23 protein-coding genes and 1 pseudogene are annotated in these 20,553 nt (G+C 64.6%); 16 read left to right on the top strand and 8 right to left on the bottom strand.

Annotated elements, in window-relative coordinates:
- Positions 1–84 precede the first annotated feature (84 nt).
- Entirely contained in the window at positions 85–2,817 is a 2,733-nt protein-coding gene (gene secA, locus NKH70_RS11210) for a preprotein translocase subunit SecA (RefSeq protein WP_352714131.1), read from the bottom strand.
- 252 nt (positions 2,818–3,069) lie between these two features.
- On the opposite strand from secA, the gene NKH70_RS11205 reads away from it, so the two are divergent.
- Positions 3,070–3,987, top strand: a complete 918-nt coding sequence (locus NKH70_RS11205; protein WP_352714129.1) for a peptidylprolyl isomerase — start codon at positions 3,070–3,072, stop codon at positions 3,985–3,987.
- A 43-nt stretch (positions 3,988–4,030) separates the two neighbouring features.
- On the opposite strand, the gene NKH70_RS11200 is transcribed toward NKH70_RS11205, so the two are convergent.
- Positions 4,031–4,687: a TetR/AcrR family transcriptional regulator gene (locus tag NKH70_RS11200; RefSeq protein WP_352714574.1), complete on the bottom strand. Its 657-nt coding sequence runs from the start codon at positions 4,685–4,687 to the stop codon at positions 4,031–4,033.
- 123 nt (positions 4,688–4,810) lie between these two features.
- Here NKH70_RS11200 and NKH70_RS11195 point away from each other — a divergent pair, with 123 nt between their 5' ends.
- Positions 4,811–5,047 (top strand): putative antibiotic biosynthesis monooxygenase, encoded by a 237-nt coding sequence (locus NKH70_RS11195; RefSeq protein WP_352593928.1) that lies wholly within the window; start codon positions 4,811–4,813, stop codon positions 5,045–5,047.
- Between the two features lie 3 nt (positions 5,048–5,050).
- Here the strand turns inward: NKH70_RS11195 and NKH70_RS11190 are convergent, their stop codons facing one another.
- Positions 5,051–6,091: a caspase family protein gene (locus tag NKH70_RS11190; protein WP_353025261.1), complete on the bottom strand. Its 1,041-nt coding sequence runs from the start codon at positions 6,089–6,091 to the stop codon at positions 5,051–5,053.
- 55 nt (positions 6,092–6,146) lie between these two features.
- Positions 6,147–6,278: pseudogene (locus tag NKH70_RS11185) on the bottom strand (caspase family protein); the annotation flags it as partial.
- Between the two features lie 181 nt (positions 6,279–6,459).
- Here NKH70_RS11185 and argJ point away from each other — a divergent pair.
- The 5 genes from argJ to NKH70_RS11160 all read left to right on the top strand — a co-directional run bounded on the left by argJ (position 6,460) and on the right by NKH70_RS11160 (position 9,620).
- Complete coding sequence (argJ, locus tag NKH70_RS11180) at positions 6,460–7,701, top strand: bifunctional glutamate N-acetyltransferase/amino-acid acetyltransferase ArgJ (RefSeq protein ID WP_352714125.1); 1,242 nt, start codon at positions 6,460–6,462, stop codon at positions 7,699–7,701.
- Positions 7,701–8,480: a GNAT family N-acetyltransferase gene (locus NKH70_RS11175; protein ID WP_352714123.1), complete on the top strand. Its 780-nt coding sequence runs from the start codon at positions 7,701–7,703 to the stop codon at positions 8,478–8,480. Before argJ ends, NKH70_RS11175 begins: the two co-directional genes overlap by 1 nt.
- Positions 8,477–8,899: a (deoxy)nucleoside triphosphate pyrophosphohydrolase gene (locus NKH70_RS11170; protein ID WP_352714121.1), complete on the top strand. Its 423-nt coding sequence runs from the start codon at positions 8,477–8,479 to the stop codon at positions 8,897–8,899. Before NKH70_RS11175 ends, NKH70_RS11170 begins: the two co-directional genes overlap by 4 nt.
- 126 nt (positions 8,900–9,025) lie before the next feature.
- Complete coding sequence (locus tag NKH70_RS11165; protein WP_352714119.1) at positions 9,026–9,331, top strand: hypothetical protein; 306 nt, start codon at positions 9,026–9,028, stop codon at positions 9,329–9,331.
- 109 nt (positions 9,332–9,440) lie between these two features.
- Complete coding sequence (locus NKH70_RS11160) at positions 9,441–9,620, top strand: Flp family type IVb pilin (RefSeq protein ID WP_352467599.1); 180 nt, start codon at positions 9,441–9,443, stop codon at positions 9,618–9,620.
- A 51-nt stretch (positions 9,621–9,671) separates the two neighbouring features.
- On the opposite strand, the gene NKH70_RS11155 is transcribed toward NKH70_RS11160, so the two are convergent.
- The gene (locus NKH70_RS11155; RefSeq protein WP_352714117.1) at positions 9,672–10,544 is read right to left on the bottom strand and encodes a methyltransferase domain-containing protein; all 873 of its coding nucleotides are present in this window, start codon (positions 10,542–10,544) and stop codon (positions 9,672–9,674) included.
- A gap of 54 nt (positions 10,545–10,598) precedes the next feature.
- Between NKH70_RS11155 and NKH70_RS11150 the strand changes: the two genes are divergently transcribed.
- Genes NKH70_RS11150 through NKH70_RS11135 form a run of 4 tightly spaced genes read left to right on the top strand, consistent with a single transcriptional unit; the run spans position 10,599 to position 13,023 of the window.
- Positions 10,599–11,399, top strand: a complete 801-nt coding sequence (locus tag NKH70_RS11150) for a ComF family protein (RefSeq protein WP_353025260.1) — start codon at positions 10,599–10,601, stop codon at positions 11,397–11,399.
- Between the two features lie 37 nt (positions 11,400–11,436).
- Positions 11,437–11,706: a glutaredoxin 3 gene (grxC, locus tag NKH70_RS11145; RefSeq protein ID WP_352714113.1), complete on the top strand. Its 270-nt coding sequence runs from the start codon at positions 11,437–11,439 to the stop codon at positions 11,704–11,706.
- Positions 11,707–11,716: 10 nt separating this feature from the next.
- The gene (locus NKH70_RS11140) at positions 11,717–12,601 is read left to right on the top strand and encodes a carbon-nitrogen hydrolase family protein (protein WP_352714111.1); all 885 of its coding nucleotides are present in this window, start codon (positions 11,717–11,719) and stop codon (positions 12,599–12,601) included.
- Complete coding sequence (locus tag NKH70_RS11135) at positions 12,598–13,023, top strand: DUF1178 family protein (RefSeq protein WP_352910459.1); 426 nt, start codon at positions 12,598–12,600, stop codon at positions 13,021–13,023. The genes NKH70_RS11140 and NKH70_RS11135 overlap by 4 nt, the downstream gene beginning before the upstream one ends.
- Before the next feature lie 145 nt (positions 13,024–13,168).
- Here the strand turns inward: NKH70_RS11135 and NKH70_RS11130 are convergent, their stop codons facing one another.
- Complete coding sequence (locus tag NKH70_RS11130; protein WP_352714108.1) at positions 13,169–13,969, bottom strand: SDR family NAD(P)-dependent oxidoreductase; 801 nt, start codon at positions 13,967–13,969, stop codon at positions 13,169–13,171.
- Between the two features lie 159 nt (positions 13,970–14,128).
- Between NKH70_RS11130 and NKH70_RS11125 the strand changes: the two genes are divergently transcribed.
- Both NKH70_RS11125 and NKH70_RS11120 read left to right on the top strand, forming a co-directional pair.
- Positions 14,129–15,349 (top strand): helix-turn-helix domain-containing protein, encoded by a 1,221-nt coding sequence (locus NKH70_RS11125; RefSeq protein ID WP_352714107.1) that lies wholly within the window; start codon positions 14,129–14,131, stop codon positions 15,347–15,349.
- 9 nt (positions 15,350–15,358) lie between these two features.
- Positions 15,359–16,012: a Vgb family protein gene (locus NKH70_RS11120; RefSeq protein ID WP_352714106.1), complete on the top strand. Its 654-nt coding sequence runs from the start codon at positions 15,359–15,361 to the stop codon at positions 16,010–16,012.
- Between the two features lie 39 nt (positions 16,013–16,051).
- Here the strand turns inward: NKH70_RS11120 and NKH70_RS11115 are convergent, their stop codons facing one another.
- Positions 16,052–16,537, bottom strand: a complete 486-nt coding sequence (locus NKH70_RS11115) for a MarR family winged helix-turn-helix transcriptional regulator (protein WP_352714104.1) — start codon at positions 16,535–16,537, stop codon at positions 16,052–16,054.
- Positions 16,538–16,637: 100 nt separating this feature from the next.
- Between NKH70_RS11115 and NKH70_RS11110 the strand changes: the two genes are divergently transcribed.
- Complete coding sequence (locus tag NKH70_RS11110) at positions 16,638–17,528, top strand: DMT family transporter (protein ID WP_353025259.1); 891 nt, start codon at positions 16,638–16,640, stop codon at positions 17,526–17,528.
- 19 nt (positions 17,529–17,547) lie between these two features.
- Here NKH70_RS11110 and ubiG read toward each other — a convergent pair whose 3' ends face one another.
- A complete protein-coding gene (ubiG, locus tag NKH70_RS11105; protein ID WP_352714101.1) occupies positions 17,548–18,297 on the bottom strand; it encodes a bifunctional 2-polyprenyl-6-hydroxyphenol methylase/3-demethylubiquinol 3-O-methyltransferase UbiG in 750 nt (249 codons plus the stop codon).
- Between the two features lie 217 nt (positions 18,298–18,514).
- Between ubiG and NKH70_RS11100 the strand changes: the two genes are divergently transcribed.
- The gene (locus NKH70_RS11100) at positions 18,515–19,081 is read left to right on the top strand and encodes a putative glycolipid-binding domain-containing protein (RefSeq protein ID WP_352714099.1); all 567 of its coding nucleotides are present in this window, start codon (positions 18,515–18,517) and stop codon (positions 19,079–19,081) included.
- Between the two features lie 194 nt (positions 19,082–19,275).
- Complete coding sequence (locus NKH70_RS11095; RefSeq protein ID WP_254816709.1) at positions 19,276–20,529, top strand: aspartate kinase; 1,254 nt, start codon at positions 19,276–19,278, stop codon at positions 20,527–20,529.
- Positions 20,530–20,553 lie beyond the last annotated feature (24 nt).

The following is a 20,553-nucleotide window of genomic DNA, read 5'->3' as shown; positions in this document are numbered from 1 at the left end:
TCGACTAGTCGCCAACGCCTCTGCCGCCCCTTATCCGCCCTATGGGCACCTTCTCCCCGTATGACGGAGAAGGGAGGTGGGTGCTTACGCAAACGCCCCATGACAATGCTTGTACTTCTTGCCCGACCCGCACGGGCAGGCCTCGTTGCGGCCGACCTTGCCCCAGGTCGCCGGGTTCTTCGGGTCGCGGTCTTCGGGGGCGACGATGGCGTTGCTTTCCTGGCGGACCAGCACGGCCGTCTCGCCGCCGTCGAAATCGTCTTCGCCGGTGCTGCCGTCGATGTGGCTGCCGAACATGTCAGGGGCTTCGGGCGGCGGCGCGTCGGCCGCCTGGCGGACCAGTTCGACGCGCATCAATTGCGCGGTGACGGCCTGGCGCAGATTGCCCAGCATGGCCTGGAACAGCTCGAACGCTTCGCCCTTGTACTCCTGCAGCGGATCGCGCTGGGCATAGCCGCGGAAGCCGACGACCGAGCGCAGATGGTCGAGATTGACGATGTGCTCGCGCCATAGATGGTCGAGCGTCTGCAGCACCACGGAGCGCTCGACATAGGACATCACGTCGGGGCCGAAACGCTCGGCGCGCTCCTTGGCGGCGGCCTCGGCGGCCTGGCTGATGCGCTCGCGGATGTCGTCCTCGGCAATGCCTTCTTCCTTGACCCAGTCCTCGACCGGCAGATCGAGATTGAGGAATTCGGCGATTTCGGCCTTGAGGCCGGCTACGTTCCACTGCTCGGCATAGGCGTTTTCGGGAATGTTCTTGGCGACGATCTCCTCGATGACGCCTTCGCGCATCTCGGTGATGGTCTCGGACAGGCCCTCGCCGTCCATCAGCTCGATGCGCTGCTCGAACACCACCTTGCGCTGGTCGTTGGAGACGTCGTCATATTTCAACAGGTTCTTGCGGATATCGAAGTTGCGCGCCTCGACCTTCTTCTGCGCCTTTTCCAGCGCCTTGTTGATCCAGGGATGGATGATCGCCTCGTCTTCCTTGAGGCCGAGCTTCTGCAGCATGCCGTCCATGCGCTCGGAACCGAAGATGCGCATCAGATCGTCCTGCAGCGACAGGAAGAATTTCGAGCGGCCGGGGTCGCCCTGGCGGCCCGAGCGGCCGCGCAACTGATTGTCGATGCGGCGCGATTCATGGCGCTCGGTGGCCAGCACGTAGAGGCCGCCGGCGGCGAGCGCCTTTTCCTTCAGCCGGGCGATGTCGTCGCGGATTTCCTTTTCCCGGGCCTCGCGCTCGGGGCCGGCCGGCATGTCGCCAAGCTCCTCGGCGATGCGCATGTCGGCATTGCCGCCGAGCTGAATGTCGGTACCGCGGCCGGCCATGTTGGTGGCGATGGTGATGGCGCCGGGCTTGCCCGCCTGGGCGACGATCGCCGCCTCGCGCTCGTGGTGGCGGGCGTTCAGCACCTCGAAATCCTTGAAACCTTCCTTGCGCAGGCGTTCGGCCAGTTGCTCGGACTTCTCGATGGAAGTCGTGCCGACCAGCGTCGGCTGGCCCTTGGCGCGGGCTTCCTTGATCTCCTTGACGATCGCCTTGTATTTCTCCTCGACCGTCCGGTAGACCTCGTCGTCCTCGTCAATGCGGATGACCGGCAGGTTGGTCGGGATCTCGGTGACGTCGAGATTGTAGATGTTGGCGAATTCCTCGGCCTCGGTCAGCGCCGTGCCGGTCATGCCGGCGAGCTTCTTGTAGAGGCGGAAATAGTTCTGGAAGGTGACCGAGGCGAGCGTCTGGTTCTCCGGCTGGATCGCCACATGCTCCTTGGCTTCGAGCGCCTGGTGCAGGCCCTCCGAATAGCGCCGGCCGGGCATCATGCGGCCGGTGAACTCGTCGATGATGACGATCTCGCCGTTGCGGACGATGTAGTCCTTGTCTCGCTGGAACAGCCGGTGCGCCTTCAGCGCGTTGTTGACGTGGTGGACGATGGCGACGTTCTCGACATCGTAGAGCGACTCGCCCTTGAGCAGGCCGGCATCGCGCAGCATGTTCTCCAGCTTCTCGGTGCCTTCCTCGGTGAAGATCGAGGTCTTCTGCTTCTCGTCGATCTCGTAGTCCTGCGGCTGCAGCTGGATGATGAAGGTGTCGATGGTGTTGTACATTTCCGAACGGTCCTCGAGCGGACCGGAAATGATCAGCGGCGTGCGGGCTTCGTCGACCAGGATGGAATCGACCTCGTCGACGATGGCGTAGCTGTGACCACGCTGCACCATCTGGGCGCGCTCGTATTTCATGTTGTCGCGCAGATAGTCGAAGCCGAGCTCGTTGTTTGTGGCGTAGGTGACGTCGGCGGCGTAGGCGACGCGGCGCTCCTCGTCGGACAGGCCATGGACGATGACGCCGACCTTAAGGCCGAGGAATTTGTAGACGCGGCCCATCCATTCGGAGTCGCGCGTGGCCAGGTAATCGTTGACGGTGACGACATGGACGCCATTGCCGGCGAGCGCGTTGAGGTAGACCGGCAGCGTCGCCACCAGCGTCTTGCCTTCGCCGGTGCGCATCTCGGCAATGCCGCCATTGTGCAGCACCATGCCGCCGATCAGCTGCACGTCGAACGGGCGCATGCCGAGCACGCGGCGGGCGGCCTCGCGCACAGTGGCGAAGGCCGGCACCAGGAGGTCGTCCAGGCTGGCGCCGTTGGCGATGTCCTGGCGGAATTTGTCAGTGCGGGCCTGAAGCTCGGCGTCGGAGAGCGCCCGCATCTCGTTTTCCATGGCATTGATCGCCTCGACGCGCGGCCGGGTCGATTTGACCCGACGATCGTTGGAGGAGCCGAAAACCTTACGGGCGAGACCGCCGAGACTGACCATCCAATGGCCCTTTCGATAGCATTCCAAGTCATTGCGACGGGCGCCGGCCGGCCCCATCAAATCCGCGTGAACGCGGACAAGCGCAAAAAGCGCCCGGAAAACGGTTCTGGACGCAAAGTCGTTGGACAGATAAGAGGGGGCTCATTCGATGTCAACGCCGCGCTCGCCCTGTCGACCGCGCCAAATTCCGCCACAATCCTGCTGGTCTGGAAGCCATTCCGCTCTAGCTACCCCGCTTTGGAGATAATCGTAATGTCCTTGTTGTTCCGCCGCGCGTCGCTCGCCAGCCTTGGTCTGGCATTCGGGCTGTCGGCCCTCTCGCTGTCGCCGCTGATGGCGCAGGAAGCCGCCCCTGCCCAGCCGGCAGCACCCGCCCCGGCGGCCAAGCCGGTCGATCCGAACGCCGTGGTCGCCACCATCAATGGCCAGACGCTGACCGAGGCAGACCTTGGGCTTGCCGAGGGCGAGCTGTCGCAGCAGTTCGCGCAGCTTCCGCCCGAGCAGCGCCGCGCCGCGGCGCTTTCGGCGGCGATCGAAATCCGCGTCATGGCGGCTCAGGCGGTGACCACCGGCCTTGACAAGGATCCCGACTTCCAGCGCCGCATGGCCTTCCTGCAGCAGCGCGCGCTGCATGGCGAAATGGTCGAGAAGGGCGTCGTCGACAAGGTCACCGATGCCGAGGTCCGCGCCCGTTACGACCAGGAAATCGCCAACACGCCGCCCACCAACGAGGTGCACGCCCGTCACATCCTCGTGAAGACGAAGGAAGAGGCCGACGCCATCATCAAGCAGCTCGACGGCGGCGCCGACTTCCAGAAACTCGCCAACGAGCACACCAGCGATCCGAGCGGCAAGACCAGCGGCGGCGATCTCGGCTGGTTCGGACCTGGCCAGATGGTGCCGGAATTCGACAAGGCGGTGTTTGCGCTGGCGGTCGGCAAATACACCGAGCAGCCGGTGCAGTCGCAGTTCGGCTGGCACGTCATCAAGGTCGAGGACAAGCGCACCAAGCAGCCGCCGGCGTTCGACCAGGTCAAGGACCAGGCCCGTCAGGCGGTTATCCGCGACAAGTATTTCGCGCTGGTCAAATCGCTGCGCGCCAATGCCAAGGTCGACATCCCCGATGCGAACCTGAAGAAGACGGTCGACGCGCTGGAAAGCGCGAAGTAGGCGAGATTGAGCTACGACAGGGCGCGCTGCCGCCCTGTCGCTTCTATTTGGTAGGGCGAGCGATGATGCGTCGACGCCGCCGCCGGACCGCCGTGGCGTCGCCGGCGTCGCCAGCGACTATGCCTTTCAAGATATAGCCGACTGCCCTGCGTAAGATCGCTTCGTCCTCGTCCAGGCGGTCTGTCAGAAGGTGCGTCCAGGCAAACGAGGCGATCAGGTCGGCGACGACAGCGGCATCGACATCGGCTGCCACCTCTCCCCTTGCCTTGGCGCGTTCGACCATCTGGCCGGTGTGGACGCGACGCCCGCTTGCGTATTCGGCGAGGGCGGCGGCGGCTTTTTCGTCCGACTGCGCCTCGGCAATCAGCGATCTGAACACGCTGCCCGACGATGTGTCGCGCCAGTGCGCGAACAAGCTCTTCAGGAAGCCGACGAGATCCTGCTCAAGGTTCCCGGTATCGGGATTGTCGACGCGCTTTTGCCGCTGGTAGACGTCGAGCAGCAAGGCGGCCTTGCTTGGCCACCAGCGATAGATCGTCGGTTTTCCAGCGCGCGCCCGCCGCGCCACCGCCTCGATCGAGAAGCCGGAATAACCGGCTTCGACCAGTACCGCTTCGGCGGCATCGAGAATGGCATCGGCGCTTTCGGGGCTGCGCCGTGCGCCGGCTGACTTGCGCCCGGGATCGGTGGTTTCGCCCATCTCTTCTTCCTTACCCGCTTCCTTACCCGCGATTTCAGCAGCCACAATACACGACCTCTTGACGAAACGGAACGATCCGTTTTATATGGAACGAAACGTTCCGTAACGACAGAGAGAACAACAATGACTTCGACCGCCGCCACCCGCTTTTCGCGCCTGCGCTTCGCCCTGCTGGTGCTGCTCGGCGTCTATCCGCTGATCACTGCCATTCTGTACGTGGTTTTTCCGCTGACGCAGGAATGGCAAATCTGGCAACGTACGCTGGTCATCGCGCCGCTGATGGTCTCGATCATGATCTGGGGGCTGATTCCGGGCGTGCAGCGGGTGTTTCGCGGGTTCATCAACCCAGCGGTCCGGTGATGTTCATTCCAGCGCTTGCGACGTTTCCGACGCAACGCGCCACGCGCCACCGGCCAGCACGAGTTCCAGCGTCACGCGCGCCTTGCCGGTCAGGCGCTGCGCCGATTTGCCTTTCGGCACATAGTCGTAGCTCATGGCGAAAACCACGTCGGCGCGGTCCTTGCCATGCGGCGTCACCTCAAGGCTGCCGGGCTCAAGACCGAACGACCACGACGCCCATTGCGCGAACCAGTCGGTCTTGACCTTGACGATGGCCTCGCTGTCGTAACGCGTGCCGTAGATGGTGGCCGACGAACCGTAAAGCCGCTTGACCGTTTCGCGCATTCTCCTGGCATCAGGCGCCAGATAGTTTTCGCGCAGGAATTTTTCGATGGCACCCTTGTCGCCGACGGAGCGCTCAAGCGCCGCCACCTGCGACGCGGGAGCCGGGCTGACGGCCGGTTTCGGTTGCTGGGCAGTGTCTCCGCCCGGAACGAATTCGAAACGCTCGAGCAGCGATCCCTGCTCCCACGGACGCTGCGCCTCGCGCGTTGCGGAAACGACGTCGCGGCGCACCGCGATCATCATGTCGTTGATGCTCTGTCCGGGCTCGGCCATATGCCGCAAAAGTGCCGCGGCAAAGGGCGAGTTGCGCCCCGTCCCGTCCATTGCGACGGCGCCGGGTGCCGTCGAGAAGGCGATGAACGAGCCGCGTGTCGACTCGAACTGGGCAAGGCCGGCGAGGGCCGTCGCCGAGCGCGTCGTGGCGCTGCGGCTGAGACTTCGGGCAAACGGGTTGTTGCGGCAGGCATCGAGGAAGACCAGGCTGACCTTGGTCTGCTGCTCCATGATGTCGAGAACCTCGTCGATCGGCACCGCCTCGAGCTGCAGCTTGACCGGCATGTCCAGCCGGGCGTCGACCGGCACGATGAAGTTGCGCCCGTCGACCTGCAGGCCGTGGCCGGCATAGTAGAACAGCCCGGCACCGGCACCTTGCAGCGCATCGGAGAATTCGCCGATCTTGCGTTCGAGTTCGCGCTTGCCGAGATCGTTGCCTTCGATCACCATCGAAACCGATGGCGCGCAGCTTGTCGGCGATGTCGAGCGCATCGTTGACGGGATTGGCCAGCGTGCCGGCTTCGGCGTAGCTGCCGTTGCCTACCACAAGCGCTACGCGCCGCGCCGTCTGCGCATCCGCGCGCAGCAGCAGAAAGCCCAGAAACGCCAGTGCCAAGACCACAAGCCTGCCCATCGGGCAGGATCATAGCGCTATCGGCCGCAGCGACGCCAACAAATTTGCAACAGTCTTGCTTGCGGCCGGGGCAGGTGTCAGGCTTCCGGCACCCACAACGGCTGTGAAAACGCCTTGCGCCGGCGCGCGCTATCGGGCAAACCGGCGTTCCTTTCGCGATTTTTCCCGCCCGGGGTCTTCCATGTCCACACAGGTTTCGCCGCTCGCGCCGAAGAAATATCCCAAGATGCCGGTGATCGAGGGCGTGCGCATCGCCACCGCCGAGGCCGGCATAAAATACAAGAACCGCACCGACTTGCTGGCCATGGTGTTCGACGCCGGCACCACCGTCGCCGGCGTCTTCACCAAATCAAAGTGCCCGTCGGCGCCCGTCGATTTCTGCCGGCAGAACCTCGTGGCCGGCAAGGCACGTGTGCTGGTCGTCAATTCCGGCAATGCCAATGCCTTTACCGGCCAGAAGGGCCGGGCCTCGACGGCACTCACGGGCGAGGTGGCAGCGAAAGCAGCCGGCTGCACAGCAGGCGAGGTGTTCCTGGCCTCGACCGGCGTCATCGGCGAACCGCTCGACACCGGCAAGTTCAGCCATCTGCTGGCCGGGCTGGTCAAGGACGGCAAGCCGGAATTGTGGACCGAAGCCGCCAAGGCGATCATGACCACCGACACCTATCCCAAACTGGCGACCGCGACGGTCAAGCTCGGCGATGCCGACGTCACCATCAACGGTATCGCCAAGGGCGCCGGGATGATCGCGCCCGACATGGCGACGATGCTTTCCTTCATCGCCACCGATGCGCCGATCGCAGCACCCGTGCTGCAGGATCTCTTGTCGCGCGGCACGTCCAAGACCTTCAACGCGGTTACCGTCGACAGCGACACCTCGACCAGCGACACGCTGCTGATGTTCGCCACGGGTGCTGCCGCCAGGCGCGGCGCGCCGGCAATTTCCGACCCCAAGGATGCGCGCCTCGGCGCCTTCCGCCGTGCCCTCGGCAAGGTGCTGAAATCGCTGGCGCTGCAGGTGGTACGCGACGGCGAGGGCGCCCGCAAGCAGGTCGAGGTCACCGTCACCGGGGCCAAATCGGCCCGCTCGGCCAAGCGCATCGCGCTGTCGATCGCCAATTCGCCGCTGGTCAAGACGGCAGTCGCCGGCGAGGACGCCAATTGGGGCCGCGTCGTCATGGCCGTCGGCAAGGCCGGCGAACCGGCCGACCGCGACCTTCTGTCGATCTGGTTCGGCGACAACCGCCTGGCGTATCAGGGCGAGCGCGACGCCGCCTATTCCGAAGCGGCGACTTCGGCGTATATGAAGCGCGACGAGATCCGCATCCGCGCCGATATCGGCATCGGCCGCGGCAAGGCGACGGTGTGGACCTGTGACCTCACCAAGGAATATGTCGCCATCAATGGCGACTATCGGAGCTGATGGCGTTGGCTTCCAGACATCCGGCAAGCGTGTTGGCGATCGTGCGCCGCTACGAGGCGGCCGGCTTTCGTGCCTGGCCGGCGGCCGCCGTCCATTATGATGGTACCTGGGTGGTGCGGCTGACGGCCGGCCACCCGGCCAAGCGGCTGAATTCGGTCAATCCGCTCGATCCGGGCGACATCCAGCACATTGCCGAGCGCATCGGCCGCGCCAGCCGCCGCTTCGACGCCTATGGCAGGCCGGTGACCTTTCGCATCTCGCCGCTGTCAGGGCCTGATCTTTCAAAGTACCTCGACAGCGAGGGCTGGAGCACATTCGCTGAATCGCTGGTCATGCGGCTGCCGTTGGCGGACGCCGCGCTCGAAGATGCCATGGACCAGATTCCGCTGAAGGACATCAGCCGTTTCATCGGCGCGGCGCTCAAGGTGAGCGGTTCGCATGTGTCGCTGCGGCCCGGCCTGTCGGAGATCATCGGCGCCATCCAGCCGGAGGCGGGGCTGTTTGCGCTGGAGGCCGGCAGCGAGCCGCTGGCAACGTTGATCTGCGTGCATGACGGCGACCTTGCCGGCCTGTTCGAGATCGCCACCGACAGATCGGTGCGCAACCAGGGCCATGGCCGCCATCTCATCCGGTCGGCGCTGAAATGGGCGCGGCTGCGCGGGGCTCGGGAAGCCTGGCTGCAGGTCGAGGCGGACAACGCGCCGGCGCTGGCGCTTTACCGTTCGCTCGGATTCGACGAAGTCTATCGCTATCACTATCGCCGGCCACAAGGCGCATGAGCGGCTCAAACACGGCCGGCAAGCGCCTGCTCCTGGTCGCGGCCTGCGCGCTGGTCGATGCCGACGGGCGCGTGCTTTTGGCGCAGCGGCCCGAAGGCAAGCAGCTCGCCGGCCTGTGGGAGTTTCCGGGCGGCAAGGTCGAGCCTGGCGAGACGCCGGAACAATGCCTGATCCGCGAATTGTACGAGGAGGTCGGCATCGAGACCGACATCCCTTGCCTGGCGCCACTCACCTTTGCCAGCCATTCCTACGATGATTTTCACCTGCTGATGCCGCTGTTCGTCTGCCGTCGCTTCCGTGGCATTGCGCAGCCGAAGGAAGGCCAGGTGCTGAAATGGGTGCGGCCGCGCCAGATGCGCGATTTTCCAATGCCGCCGGCCGATGCCCCGCTGATCCAGTTCCTCATCGATCTGCTGTAACGGCCGACCTCCGTAAACCGGGCAGCTCCGCAACGCGATATCGGCAGCGTTAATGAAAGATTTATCTGGCCGTGAAAAATTGACGCAAGGCGGTTACGCCGATTCCACCGCTGGGGAGCGATTTGCATGAGCTTCGACAAGGACTGGGACTCGCCTTGGCCCGACCGCCTTCCTGGCGCCGCCAATGCCGGCATGGGAATACTGCGCATCACCCTTTTGTTCGGCTCGGCCGCGGTGGCGCTGGCGTTGATCGCGACGCCCTACCTCGACAGCCGGACCCGGTCGCAGTTTGCCCGCGACGGCCTTGATACGATGAGCACCGGCTCGATCGGCCAGCGCGATAGCTATACGGTACGCAAGAGCGTGCTGCAGCCGCTGCCCAGTTCGGTCTGCGTTATACGGGCCGATGGCAGAAGCAGCGGCGACTGCTGACGTCCTCAACAGATCTCTACAATGCAGCTGTTTCACTGCCCGTTAAGCCTGTCGCGTTAACCTTTCTTAACGGGTCGGCGCTAGGTTCGGGCAAGAGGGATGGGCGCCCATGAAAGTCTTGCTGCAACGATTTTTAGAAGACGAGAGGGGTGCGACGGCTATCGAATATGGTTTGATCGTTGCCGTGCTGTCGCTTGCCATTGTCGCTGGCGTCGGCCGGGCTGCCGGTGCGATTCAGTGGCTATTCAGCGACAACAGCAGCAAGCTTGCCAACGCTTTTGCGCAGTGACCCGCTTAGTTTTTGCGTGGGATACGCTTAGCTTTTTGCGCAAGGATCCGGTCAGGGGCCGCCGGGATTTTCCAGGATCGTCTTCAGCGATATTTTTGCGGAGCCCGGCTTCAGCGGTTTTTGCTGAGAGGCATCGGGCGCCCAGCCTGACATCCAGACCACCGAGAAACTCGCCCTGACGCGGCCATCGGCATCCGAAAACCGCTCCGCATAGATTTCGGCGGCGCGCGCGAACAGCGCTCGCGTGCCCGGCCGCCTAGTGCGGTCGACAAGCGCGCTGGTCTCGCCCATGGCGCGCAGATCGGCGATCAGACCAAACAGGGAATCGTAGCGCACCGTGATCGTCTCGACGTCGGCAACCGGCAACGCCAGGCCGGCGCGCTGCAGCAGCGCGCCGGCGTCGCGGACGTCGGTGAACGGGATCACACGCGGGCTGGCGCCGCCATAGAGCTCGGTCTCGGCGGCAAGCAGGCTTTCGCGCAGCTCGGAAAGCGTGCCTGTGCCGGCGAAGGCGCCGAGGAAAAGCCCGTCCGGCTTCAGAGCCCGGCGGATCTGCACCAGCATGCCGGGAATGTCGTTCATCGCCTGCAGCGACAGCAGCGAGACTGCGAGGTCGAGGCTCTCCGGTTCGAATGGCACGGTTTCCAACGGCGCCACCACTCCTGGCTGGCCGCCCAGGAAAGCGGCGTCGGCCTCGACGCGCACGTTTTCCGTCACCTTGCCGCTTTCGGCGAGCACCTCTGCTGCTGCCGGCGTCTGGCAAAACAAGGAGGCCGCCTTGCCGAACCTGCGTTCGACGGCGCCGAGCCGGTCGGCAAGATCCTCGGCTGCTCGCCGCATGAGGAAATCCGCGCCGGCGATGGGACGGGCCAGTGCCCGGCGCTTGCGCGCCAGCCAGAGCGAGGTGTCGATTACAGGCTGCAATGGGCAGGTCCTTGTGCTTCGCTCTCTGATATAGTGATGCGGAGGACCAACCACGTGGCCGATCCGATGCCAGAGATCAAGCGTATTGCGATCAAGAGCATTGCCCGAAAGGCACTGGGCTGGCCGGCGCGCCTCTTGTTCCCGCCGGTCTGCGCCGGCTGCCGCCGCCATGTCTCGCAGCCCGGGGTGTTGTGCGGCGCCTGCTGGCCGAAACTCAGGCTGCTGGAACGGCCATGGTGCCCGGTGATGGGCACGCCGTTCACCCACAGTATGGGTGAGGGTTTCCTGTCGGCGGAGGCGATAGCCGACCCGCCGCCGTTCGAGCGCGCGCGGGCGGCGGTCGCCTATTCCGGCGTTGCCCGCCAGATGGTGCAAGGGCTGAAATACCAGGACCGCACCGATCTGGCGCCGTGGATGGCGCGCTGGATGCTTCGCGCCGGTGCCGAGCTCATCGCCGAGGCCGACGTGGTCGTGCCGGTACCGCTGCACTGGCGGCGTTTCTTCAGGCGGCAGTTCAACCAGTCGGCGGAACTGGCGCGGGCGGTGGCGCAGCTCGGGGAGCGGTCTTTCGCGCCATCAGCCATCAAGCGCGTCAAACTCACGCGCCAGCAGGTCGGGCTGGAGCGGCGGAAACGCGAGGAAAATGTTCGCGCCGCATTCAAAGTGCCTGACGAGGCGGAGATCGAAATCGCTGGCCGTCGGGTGCTGTTGATCGACGATGTCTACACCACCGGCGCGACCGTCCGCGCGGTCGCCAGAGCATTGAAGAAGGGCGGTGCCGGCTCAGTCGACGTATTGACCTTCGCGCGTGTGCTGCCGGGGGACTTTCGGGCCGACGAATCGGCGCCTATATAGCCTAGATGACAGCGGAACGAGGCAGGATTGCTGACCGATGGTCGATGTGACGATCTACACGCGGATGATGTGCGGCTATTGCACCGCGGCCAAGCGGCTGCTCGACGGGAAGGGTGTCGCCTATACCGAGCACGACGCCTCCTTCTCGCCGGAACTGCGCCAGGAAATGATCTCCCGGGCCCATGGCCGTTCCACCTTTCCGCAGATATTCATCGGCGACACGCATGTCGGCGGCTCCGACGATCTCCACGAATTGGAGGCGGAAGGACGGCTGGACAGATTGCTCGCCAACGGCTCGACCAGATAAGGACATGACCATGGGTGCCATCAAGTCGGGGGGTGCTTTCAAGGCGGCGGCGATCCAGATGCGTTCGGGAACCAGCCCGGAGCGCAATGCGGTCGATTTGGAACGGCTGGTGCGCGAGGCAGCAGCCCTTGGCGCGACCTATGTCCAGACCCCGGAAATGACCGGCGCGCTGATCCGCGACAGCCAAGCGCGGGCCGCTTCCTTCACCTCCGAAGACAAGGACATCGTCGTCTCGACGTCGCGGAGGCTGGCCAAGGAGCTCGGTATCTTCCTGCATATCGGCTCGACCGCCATTCTGCGTGCCGACGGCAAGCTTGCCAACCGCGCCCTTCTGTTCGGGCCGGACGGCGCCACGATTGCCACCTACGATAAGATTCACATGTTCGACGTCGATCTCGACAATGGCGAGAGCTGGCGCGAATCCGCCGCCTATGAGCCAGGCACCGAGGCCGTCGTCGCCGAAATCGATGGCGCGAAGCTCGGCTTTGCCGTCTGCTACGATCTGCGCTTTCCGCAGCTGTTCCGTGCCGAGGCGCTGGCCGGCGCCGATCTGCTTTCGGTGCCCGCCGCCTTCACCCGCCAGACCGGCGAAGCGCATTGGCATGTGCTGCTCAGGGCGCGCGCCATCGAGAACGGCGCCTATGTGGTTGCCGCCGCGCAAGGCGGAGTGCACGAGGACGGCCGCGAAACCTATGGCCATTCGCTGATCGTCGATCCCTGGGGCCGCATCGTCGCCGAGGCTGCCCATGACGAGCCGGCTGTGATCGTCACCGAGATCGACGCGGCGCAGTCAGTCGCCGCACGCAAGAAGATACCGAATCTCAAAAACGCACGCGATTTTGCCGTAAACGCCGGTTCGGCGGAGGCAATGCCGCTCAGGGGTGCCGCCTCTTGATCCGCTTTTCCCTGATCTGCGAGCACGAGCACGAATTCGAGGCCTGGTTCCGCAGCAACGACGATTTCGACACACAGAAGAAGCGCGGTTTCGTCGATTGCCCGGCCTGCGGCTCGCACAAGGTCGAGAAGGCGCTGATGGCGCCTGCCGTCTCGACCGGGCGCAACCAGGAAAAGATCGCGCTGGCCATGGGCGAGGCGCAAAAGCAGGCGCTGGCCCAGCTCAAGGCCATGGCGGAGAAGGTGCGCGAGAACGCCGACTATGTCGGCGACAAATTTGCCGAGGAAGCGCGCAAGATCCATTTTGGCGAGAGCGATCCGCGCGGCATCTATGGCGAGGCGACGCTGGAGGAGGCCAAGAGCCTCGCCGACGACGGCGTCGAGTTCTTGCCTATTCCAAGCTTCCCCGACGACCGCAACTGATCCGTCAACCTGCTCCAGCCATAGCGAGGCATCTCTTCGCCAGGCAGCGCGGTGATCGTGAAGGTCGGCGCCGTCGCCTGCGACAGCCGACCGGCTGCGTCGAGGGCGGCGATGCTGCCGCCCCCTTTCACAAGCGTTCGCAGTTTCAGGCCGAGCAGCAAGGATGGGGCTCGCGGGTAATCGTTTCGCTCTTTCCTTCATGCCCACTGCTTGACGGGCTTGCTTCACTTGACGGGCTTGCTTCCGCATAGGCTGCAAACTGGCGTTCAAGCGCCTTGACCGCACTGCTGCGCCAGCCCTCTGCCAGGGATTCCGACATGGGATCGGGGAAGATTTCCTCCTCGCCGTTCTCCACGCCGTCCAGGATCGCCCGCGCAACAGACTCCGGAGAGGCCTTCGCGATGTCCAGCCCCCGGGTCATGTCCGTGTCCACCGGGCCGGGAAGGACCCTGTGGACGCTGACACCCCGTCCGGCCAGGAGGGTGCGCAACGACTGTGACAGGGAGAATGAGGCCGCCTTCGAGACCGAGTAAGCCGGACTGAACGGCACGGCGGCAATCGAAGCCAGCGACAGAATGTTGACGATGGCTCCCCGCGACCGGGCCAGCAACGGCAGCAGAGCCTGGGTAACGTCATACGAGCCGAAGAGGTTTACGGCGAGCTGTTGTTCGAGCACACGACGGTCGCTGAGGTCATCGAAGGGCGATACGCCGGCGTTGTTGATGAGGATATCGAGAGCATCGATCTTCTCGACGGCCTCCCGGATCTGCGCAGCGTTGGTCACATCCATGGTCAGGGACGTCACACGCCGGTCCGGGTGGGCCATGGCTTGGCGGGTTGCGGCATAGACGCGCTTTACGCCTCTGCTCAGGGCTTCCTCGACCAGTGCCCGACCGATGCCCCGATTGGCTCCAGTCACCAGGATGGTTGAACCTTCGATCTTCATTGCGTCTCTCCTAGTGCTTATCGTTGCGTTCGAACTCAGTGCATAATCGCGCCGCAACTCAGGTTGGCTACAGTCGCTGTTGTCGATACGACTGGTTGGTGAGATGGACTTAGCGCCGGATGTCGAAGCCATGGGAGTGACAAGTGTGACGGGATTCCGATGGACTCGCTGATCACAGCCGCGGCCCATGCGCTTGCGGCGGGCGATCCGCTCGGTGCCTTGAAGCGGGTTGCGCTGCGCGACGATGCGCCGGCACTGGCGTTGCGCGGTATCGCGATGGCGCAGCTTGGCGACCTGAATAGGGCGAAGGTTCTCCTCAAGAGGGCGGCGCACGCATTCAGCCCTAGGGAGGCCGTGGCCCGCGCGAGGTGTATAGTCGCCGAGGCCGAGATCGCGCTCGTCTCGCGCGACCTCGCCTGGCCGGCCAAGGCACTCGACGCCGCGCGGGCGACGCTTGAAAAGCATGGCGACCGAGTCAACGCCGCGCATGCGCGCAACCTCGAGGTTCGGCGCTTGCTGCTGATCGGCCATCTCGACGAAGCCGAGCGCAGGCTGGACGGCTTCGATCCCTCGCCGCTGCCGCCGGCATCGCGTGCCGCCCACGAGCTGGCTGTCGCCGGCATCGCCATCCGCCGCTTGCGGACCGGCCCTGCGCGCGCTGCACTTGGCCTGGCGGCGCGGGCGGCGCGAGCGTCCGGCATCCCCGCGCTGATGGCGGAGGTGGAGAGCGCATCGCTGGTGCTGGACACGCCGGCCGCACGCCTTGTCGTGCGTGGCGAGGAACGGCCCCTCCTGCTCGACGAAGTCGAAGCCCTCCTGGCGTCGGGGGCGCTCGTGGTGGATGCGTGTCGCAATGTCGTTCGAGTCGCAGACACCGTCGTCTCGCTGGCGACCCGCCCGGTGCTGTTCGCGCTGGCCCGTGCGCTGGCCGAAGCCTGGCCGGGGGACGTGGCAAGATCGACGCTTATTGCGCGCGCTTTCCGCGGAAAGGACGCGGACGAATCACATCGCGCACGGTTACGGGTCGAAGCCGGGCGGCTTCGCGCGGAGCTTCGGACGTTGGCCGATGTGAGCGCGACGAAGCGGGGCTTTGCGCTGGCGCCGCGCCGCGCAGGTGAGGTCGTCGTGTTAGCGCCGCCCGTCGAAGAAGAGCATGCCGCCGTACTCGCCTTCCTCGCCGACGGCGAGTCTTGGTCGAGTTCGGCCCTGGCGATTGCGCTTGGAGCCAGTTCGCGTACCGTGCAGCGGGCGCTCGAGCAGCTCGCCCAGGCCCGCAAGGTGCAGTCGTTCGGCCGCGGGCGGGCGCGTCGCTGGATGACCCCGCCGCTGCCGGGTTTCCCGACAATCTTGTTACTCCCCGGCCCACTGCCGGGCTACTAGGATGGAATTATGAAACGATCCTCTGCCGAAATCCTCCGTGAATATGGACCCTTTCCGGGTGTCGACCACGTGGACGGCGTTACCTTCGACGGTGAGCATGTCTGGTTTGCGTCAGGCGACAGATTGAACGCCTTCGACCCAGCGAGCGGCAAAGTGGTGCGCTCGATCGATGTTGCGGCACACGCCGGAACGGCCTTCGACGGCCAGCACCTCTATCAGATCGCCGAGGATCGCATCCAGAAGATCGATCCGAAGAATGGCCAGGTGCTGGCGACGATCCCGGCGCCTGGCAACGGCGGTGATTCCGGGCTCGCCTGGGCCGAAGGAACGCTCTGGGTCGGGCAGCATCGGGGCCGAAAGATTCATCAGGTCGATCCCGAGACAGGGGCAATCCTTCGCACCATCGTTTCCAACCGCGTCGTCACCGGGGTCAGCTGGGTCGACGGCGAGCTGTGGCATGGCACCTGGGAGGGTGAGGAGAGCGATGTCCGGCGGATCGATCCTGAAACGGGAAAGGTCCTGGAGAAGCTCGATATGCCGCCGGGAACAGGCGTGTCGGGGCTCGAATCCGATGGCGATGACCAGTTTTTCTGTGGCGGCGGAAACAGCGGCAAGATCAGGGCTGTTCGCCGGCCCAAACGAGGCTCTGCGGCCAAGATTTGAGCTTTTCCATCCCCTCGGCCCGCCGCTTGGCCGGTTCGGTTAGCTCAGGCTCGCGATCAGTTTTTCGAGCAGGCGTGCCAGCATGGTCTGCTCCGGGCGTGCTAACCCAGAAAGTATCTGGTGCTCGTTGGCGACGTGGGCGGCCACCGCCTCGTCGATCAGAGCGAGGCCCTTCCCGGTCAGCTGCACGACAATGCCGCGGCGATCGTCGGGATGCGGCCCGCGCTTGATCAGGCCGGATTTCTCGAGCCGATCGAGGCGGTTGGTCATCGCGCCCGACGTCACCATCGTCGCCTCGTACAGAGCCGTCGGCGTCAGCGCGTATGGCGGCCCGGAACGACGCAGCGTCGCCAGCACATCGAATTCTCCGGATTGCAGCCCGTAACTTGCAAACAGCGGCGCCAGCCGCTCTCGTGAGATCAGCGAGGCGGCCTCGTTCAACCGTCCGAGCACGGCCATCGGCGAGACATCGAGATCCGGCCGTTCCTTTTTCCATTGCTCGATCGCTTTTGCTGCGCGATCCATGTCTCTCACCGTTATGTATCTTGACGTGAAGAATCTTTACCTTATCTTACCTCAGCTTGCGATATTTGGCCAAGTGCCGCGAACAGGCGATGGGACGGCGATGAAATTTCTCTGGGACTCGGCGCTTGGCCTTCTGGTTGTCACCGGCGGACTGCTCGGCCTGACGCTGCCGTTCGGCAAGATCGCGACGGCGGCCGGCGTGCCCGCCATGGTCTGGGCCTTCGTCATCTCGCTTGGTGCCGGCGGCGTGCTTTTGTGCGCATTGCTGCTCAACGGGAAGCGCATGCGGCTTACGCCGCACAGGCTGCGCTATTTTTTCGTCACCGCGGCCGTCTCCTACGCTATCCCCAATCTGCTGATGTTTTCAGCCATTCCGCATCTGGGCGCCGGCTACAACGGCATCATGTTCACGCTGTCGCCGGTCGTCACGCTGGTGTTCTCGATGCTGCTCCGCGTCAGGCGCCCGACCATGCTGGGCATCGTCGGCATAGTCGTCGGTTTCGTCGGCGCAGTCATGGTGGCGGTGACGCGCGGCGAAGCGGGCCAGCCGGCCGAATTTTTCTGGGTGGCGATGGGCCTGCTCATCCCGGTCAGCCTCGCCGCCGGTAACATCTACCGCACCGTCGACTGGCCCGAAGGCACCGGCCCGATCGAGCTTGCCGTCGGCAGCCATCTGGCAGCAGCCTTGATGCTGCTTGCCGGCATTCTGGTCCTGCTGGGCGGCGATGCATTCGGCTCGCTCGGCGGCGTGCCGCTGGTCGCTGCGGCACAGGTGGCATCAGCCTCGGCGATGTTCGCCTTCTTCTTCCGGCTGCAAGCCGTCGGCGGCCCGGTCTATCTCAGCCAGATCGGCTATGTCGCGGCGGCGGTCGGGCTGTTTGCCGGGACGCTCTTCCTCGGCGAGCGCTATCAACTACTGACCTGGGCCGGTGCCATCATCATCACCGCCGGCGTGTTCATCACCACCAAGGCGCAAAGCCAGAAGACATAGGGGCCAGAAGGCGTAAGTTTCAGACGGATGCCTTCTCCGCCAGCACCATGTAGTTGACGTCCATGTCCTTCGAGCGCTGCCAGCGGTCGGCGAGCGGGCTGTAGGTGACCCCGGTGCGGTCGATGACGGTCAGGCCGGCGCCGGCAAGCGCCTTTTCCAGTTCCTCGGGGCGCACCAGCTTGCCGAACTGGTGGGTACCGCGGGGCAGCCAGCGCAGCACATATTCGGCGCCGATGATGGCCAGGCCCAAGGCCTTCAGCGTGCGGTTGATGGTGGCGACGAACATGATGCCGCCGGGCTTGACCATCTCGCCGCATTTGGCCAGGAACAGATCGACATCGGCGACATGCTCGACCACTTCCATGTTGAGGATGACGTCGAATTTTTCGCCGGCGTCGGCCAGGTCCTCCGCGGTGGTGGCGCGGTAATCAACGCTCACGCCGACTTCCGCCGCATGCAGCTTGGCCACTTCGATGTTGGTGGCGGAGGCATCGGCGCCTACCACGTCGGCGCCAAGCCGCGCCATCGGCTCGCACAAAAGCCCGCCGCCGCAGCCTATGTCGAGGAAGCGCAGGCCTTCGAACGGCCGTGCCGCACGCGGATCGCGGCCGAAGCGGGCCGCCACCTGGTCGCGGATATAGGCAAGCCGGATCGGGTTGAACTTGTGCAACGGGCGGAACTTGCCGTTCGGGTTCCACCATTCGGCGGCAAGGGCGGAAAAGCGTTCCACCTCTCCGGCATCGATCGTCGATCGTCGGGGCTCTGGCATGGTGTGGTCTCCTCGGACGCTAGGAAGTCGGGCGCGAGGCTGCGAATGTCAAGGCGCGAAATTCACCGCCGGCGGCGCGATGCGCGCGATGCCTGTCGGCGCCGCCTTTTGCCGACTGCATTTGTGTCAGCACGTGTCAGTTGATGGTGTGCCGGAAGGAAACACCTAGGCTCTGGCGGACGAAGCAGAGACATCGTGTTCGAAGGAGTGCAAAACGATGCGGACGGAAGCTTCCATTCTTTGGCACCGGCTTGACCAGGAAGGCCACGACGCTTGCCTGCTGTCGGAAGCGGGTTCCGGGTGGAACCTCAGGGGACACGCGCTTTTCGTCCATGACGGCAAGCCGTGCAGCATCGCCTACGAGGTGGACTGCGATACCGGCTGGCATACGCGCTCGGCGCGCGCCGACGGTTTTCTCGGCACGCAAGAGCTGCATTATGGCATCGACCGGCTTACCGATCGCCAATGGACGCTGAACGGCGAGCATCAAGCGGAAGTCGACGGTCTCATCGATGTCGATCTCGGCTTCACGCCCGCCACGAACCTGCTGGCGCTTCGCCGTTTTGTCCTCAATGTCGGCACGGCGACGCCCGCACCGGCAGCCTATCTGACATTTCCCGAACTCAGGCTCGTTCGCCTCGAACAGACCTATCAGCGCGTCGATGCGGCACATTACGCCTATGCCGCCCCGATGTTCGGCTACAGCGAGATGCTGGAGGTCTCGCCGCTCGGTTTCATCCTCGACTATCCGCGCCTGTGGAGAGCCACGGCACAGCTGGGCTGAAGCGCGCACCATTTTGGCAAGAAGCAGTGCAGGCGTGATGCTGCGCTGGTGTGTCGCCCGGCCGGCAGCGGCGGCACGCCTTGCGAAACGACTGTCATTTGGCTAAGGAGGCCGCGTATTGAGCGCCCGGCCACAGCTTGGCGCATTTCTTTTCGGCCTTCGGTCCGGCATCCAGTCAAAGGCATTTCGCTTCCATGGCGCGCATTGTGATGAAATTCGGCGGGACCTCCGTCGCCGACATCGCCCGCATCCGCAATGTGGCGCGTCACGTCAAACGCGAGGTCGACGCCGGCCATGAGGTCGCCGTCGTGGTCTCGGCGATGGCTGGCAAGACCAACGAGCTCGTGCAATGGACGCGCGAGGCCTCGCCGATGCACGATGCGCGCGAATATGACGCCGTCGTCGCGTCCGGCGAGCAGGTCACCGCCGGCTTGCTGGCGATCGCGCTGCAGAATATCGGCGTGCATGCCCGCTCCTGGCAAGGTTGGCAGATCCCGATCAAGACCGACAACGCGCATGGCGCGGCGCGCATTCTCGATATCGACGGTGCGTTCCTGATCAAGCGCTTCGGCGAAGGCCAGGTGGCGGTGGTCGCCGGTTTCCAGGGCATCGGGCCGGACAATCGGATCGCAACGCTCGGCCGCGGCGGTTCCGATACCAGCGCAGTCGCCATCGCGGCGGCGGTCAAGGCCGACCGCTGCGACATCTACACCGACGTCGACGGGGTCTACACGACGGATCCGCGCATCGAGCCGAAGGCGCGGCGGCTGGCCAAGATTTCCTTCGAGGAAATGCTAGAAATGGCCTCGCTCGGGGCCAAGGTCCTGCAGGTGCGCTCGGTCGAGCTTGCCATGGTGCACAGGGTGCGTACCTTTGTGCGGTCGTCCTTCGACGATCCCGATGCACCCGGAATGGGGGATTTGCTCAATCCGCCGGGAACGCTTATTTGCGACGAGGAAGAGATCGTGGAACAGCAGGTCGTCACCGGAATTGCCTATGCCAAGGACGAAGCGCAGATTTCGCTGCGCCGCGTCGGCGACCGGCCGGGCGTCGCCGCCGGCATTTTCGGGCCGCTGGCCGAGGCCAACATCAATGTCGACATGATCGTCCAGAACATTTCCGAGGACGGCAAGTTCACTGACATGACCTTCACCGTGCCATCCGGCGACGTCGACAAGGCGCTTGCCGTGCTCGAGCGGCTGAAGGCGACGATCGGCTACGATGTGGTGCAGTCGGAAGCCGGCATGTCGAAGGTCTCGGTCATCGGCATCGGCATGCGCAGCCATGCCGGCGTCGCCGCCACCGCCTTCAAGGCGCTGGCCGACCGCGCGATCAACATCCGCGCCATCACAACGTCCGAAATCAAGATTTCGATCCTGATCGACGGTCCCTATACGGAACTTGCAGTTCGCACTTTGCATTCCGTGTACGGTCTGGATAAGCAGTAGCAGACTGCATCGGCCCGAAATCGG

Source organism: Mesorhizobium sp. M0991 (genome assembly GCF_040318915.1).
Classification (GTDB): Bacteria; Pseudomonadota; Alphaproteobacteria; order Rhizobiales; family Rhizobiaceae; genus Mesorhizobium.
The sequence above is the reverse complement of the archived record's forward strand: the minus strand, read 5'-3'. Positions and strand labels throughout refer to the sequence as shown.

Bases quoted from the DNA above. Each gene is read 5' to 3' on its own strand.
- secA (WP_352714131.1), bottom strand. From the start codon at position 2,817: ATGGTCAGTCTCGGCGGTCTCGCCCGTAAGGTTTTCGGCTCCTCCAAC.
- NKH70_RS11205 (WP_352714129.1), top strand. From the start codon at position 3,070: ATGTCCTTGTTGTTCCGCCGCGCGTCGCTCGCCAGCCTTGGTCTGGCA.
- NKH70_RS11200 (WP_352714574.1), bottom strand. From the start codon at position 4,687: ATGGGCGAAACCACCGATCCCGGGCGCAAGTCAGCCGGCGCACGGCGC.
- NKH70_RS11195 (WP_352593928.1), top strand. From the start codon at position 4,811: ATGACTTCGACCGCCGCCACCCGCTTTTCGCGCCTGCGCTTCGCCCTG.
- argJ (WP_352714125.1), top strand. From the start codon at position 6,460: ATGTCCACACAGGTTTCGCCGCTCGCGCCGAAGAAATATCCCAAGATG.
- NKH70_RS11175 (WP_352714123.1), top strand. From the start codon at position 7,701: ATGGCGTTGGCTTCCAGACATCCGGCAAGCGTGTTGGCGATCGTGCGC.
- NKH70_RS11170 (WP_352714121.1), top strand. From the start codon at position 8,477: ATGAGCGGCTCAAACACGGCCGGCAAGCGCCTGCTCCTGGTCGCGGCC.
- NKH70_RS11165 (WP_352714119.1), top strand. From the start codon at position 9,026: ATGAGCTTCGACAAGGACTGGGACTCGCCTTGGCCCGACCGCCTTCCT.
- NKH70_RS11160 (WP_352467599.1), top strand. From the start codon at position 9,441: ATGAAAGTCTTGCTGCAACGATTTTTAGAAGACGAGAGGGGTGCGACG.
- grxC (WP_352714113.1), top strand. From the start codon at position 11,437: ATGGTCGATGTGACGATCTACACGCGGATGATGTGCGGCTATTGCACC.
- NKH70_RS11140 (WP_352714111.1), top strand. From the start codon at position 11,717: ATGGGTGCCATCAAGTCGGGGGGTGCTTTCAAGGCGGCGGCGATCCAG.
- NKH70_RS11130 (WP_352714108.1), bottom strand. From the start codon at position 13,969: ATGAAGATCGAAGGTTCAACCATCCTGGTGACTGGAGCCAATCGGGGC.
- NKH70_RS11125 (WP_352714107.1), top strand. From the start codon at position 14,129: ATGGACTCGCTGATCACAGCCGCGGCCCATGCGCTTGCGGCGGGCGAT.
- NKH70_RS11120 (WP_352714106.1), top strand. From the start codon at position 15,359: ATGAAACGATCCTCTGCCGAAATCCTCCGTGAATATGGACCCTTTCCG.
- NKH70_RS11115 (WP_352714104.1), bottom strand. From the start codon at position 16,537: ATGGATCGCGCAGCAAAAGCGATCGAGCAATGGAAAAAGGAACGGCCG.
- NKH70_RS11110 (WP_353025259.1), top strand. From the start codon at position 16,638: ATGAAATTTCTCTGGGACTCGGCGCTTGGCCTTCTGGTTGTCACCGGC.
- ubiG (WP_352714101.1), bottom strand. From the start codon at position 18,297: ATGCCAGAGCCCCGACGATCGACGATCGATGCCGGAGAGGTGGAACGC.
- NKH70_RS11100 (WP_352714099.1), top strand. From the start codon at position 18,515: ATGCGGACGGAAGCTTCCATTCTTTGGCACCGGCTTGACCAGGAAGGC.
- NKH70_RS11095 (WP_254816709.1), top strand. From the start codon at position 19,276: ATGGCGCGCATTGTGATGAAATTCGGCGGGACCTCCGTCGCCGACATC.